Annotated in this window: 1 protein-coding gene; it reads right to left on the bottom strand. The window is 69.0% G+C overall.

Annotation, left to right across the window (positions count from 1 at the left end):
* Window positions 1–114 precede the first annotated feature (114 nt).
* Window positions 115–1875 (bottom strand): arginine--tRNA ligase, encoded by a 1761-nt coding sequence (argS, locus tag AB4Y86_RS17610; RefSeq protein ID WP_441403450.1) that lies wholly within the window; start codon window positions 1873–1875, stop codon window positions 115–117.
* Window positions 1876–2052: the final 177 nt, after the last annotated feature.

The following is a 2052-nucleotide window of genomic DNA, read 5'->3' as shown; positions in this document are numbered from 1 at the left end:
CCACGACGTAGCGCACTCCGGCGCCGATCAGGGCCGCCACGGCCACCCGCGCGGCCTCGACCGCGCCCAGCCCGTCGCCGCCCGCAGCGGGAACGGCTTCCCCGCCGTCGGGGCTCACATGTTCTCCGGCGTCTCGATGCCCAGCAGGTCCAGGCCGCCGGAGAGCCGCCGCAGGACGAGTCCGCAGAGTGCCAGCCGCGAATCCCGGACCGTGTCTTCGGCCTTGAGGACGGGGCACTGCTCGTAGAAGGCGGTGAAGAGCTGCGCGAGTTCGAACAGGTACGCGCAGAGCCGGTGCGGTTCGAGCAGCTCGCCGACTTTCTGCAGGGTGGCGCCGTATTCGAGCAGGTGCAGCGCCAGCGCGCGTTCGGCGGGTTCGACGACGGCGATGGTCGCCGCGGGTGCCGCCCCGGCGGCGGCGCCGAGGTGCCGGTCCAGTTCCCCGGCTTTGCGCAGGATGGAACGGATCCGGGCGGCCGCGTACTGGACGTACGGTCCGGTGTTGCCGGTCAAGGCGAGCATCCGGTCGAAGTCGAAGACGTATTCCGTGTCGTGCCCGGTGGAGAGGTCCGCGTACTTGACSGCGCCGATGCCGACCTGCCGGGCCGCGACGGCCCGCTCGGCGTCACTGAGCTCGGGCCGGCTGGCGTCGATGACTGCCCGGGCCCGGTCCACGGCCTCCTGCAGCAGCGCCATCAGCTTGACCGGATTGCCGGCGCGTGACTTGAGGATCTTGCCGTCGTCGCCGAGCACGTTGCCGATCTGGACGTGGGTCGCCTCCACGGTGTCCGGCAACCAGCCGGCGTCGCGGGCCGTGGCCATCACCATCCGCAGGTGCACATTCTGCGGCGCGCCCACCACGTAGAGCACGCGGTCTGCTTCGAGTTCGCGGACCCGGTAACGGATCGTGGCGAGGTCGGTGGTCCCGTAGCCGTAGCCGCCGTCGGACTTCCGGATGATGAGCGGCAGCGGGTCGCCGTCCCGCCCGGTGAAGCCGGCCGGGAAGGTGCAGAGCGCGCCTTCGCTGATCCGGGCGATGCCGCGCTCCTGGAGTTCCTGGCACAGCTGTGCCAGGTGAGCGTCGTAGGAGCTCTCGCCGGCGATGTGGTCGTCGGTGAGGCTGATCCCGAGCATCTTGTAGATCGCGTTGAAATAGCGCTTCGACTGCGCCACGAGCCGCTCCCAGACGGCGAACGTCTCCGGATCCCCCGCCTGCAGCGCCACGACGCGCAGCCGGGCCCGGGTGGCGAACCCGTCCGTCTCGGCCGCGGAAGCATCGAACTTCGCCCGAGCGGCCTGGTAAAAGGCGCTAGGGTCATCGATCAGCAGGGCGGCCTCGGGCGATTCCTCCCCCACCTCGAGCCAGTGTTCGATCAGCATGCCGAACGGGGTGCCCCAGTCGCCGATGTGGTTCTGCCGGATGACGGTGTGGCCCAGCGCCTCGAGCACCCGCACGATGCTGTCCCCCACCACGGTGGTGCGCAGGTGACCGACGTGCATTTCCTTGGCGACGTTCGGGGAGGAGTAGTCGACGACAACGCGGTGCAGCGGCGCGGACTGCGCACCGCCGGCGGGTTCGGGCGCGTTGAGCAGTTCCTGGATCCAGCTGCCGTCGAAGGTGAGGTTGATGAAGCCCGGCCCGGAGACCTCCACGAGGCTGCAGACGCCGTCGAGGTCCAGGGCTTCGACGATCCGGGCCGCCGCGTCGCGCGGCGGCAGGCCGACGTTCCTGGCCAGCGCCATGGCGGCGTTGACCTGGATGTCGGCGAACTGCGAAGGCCTGATGACCGGATCAGTGTCGCGGAACTCCTCGCCGAACGCGTGGGCAATAGCTGCCTGGACTCTGGGGACAACTAATTCGGCCGGATTATTCACACTGTTCAAATTATCAGTTCCGCCCCGCCGCAGACGCTCCCGCACATCCGGCAGCCCACCAGCAGACGCTTCCGCACATCCGGCAGCCCCGCAGATTGTCAAGCTGTGTGGAGTCATTGGGTTTGCTGTGTGGGTGTTTTTGTTGCGGGAAGGTTGATCCCTGCGTGGCGGGCGGGG

It is taken from the genome of Arthrobacter sp. 2YAF22_2 (assembly GCF_052114645.1).
In the GTDB taxonomy this organism is placed as follows: Bacteria; Actinomycetota; Actinomycetes; order Actinomycetales; family Micrococcaceae; genus Arthrobacter.
This window is presented reverse-complemented; position numbering and strand designations above follow the sequence as displayed.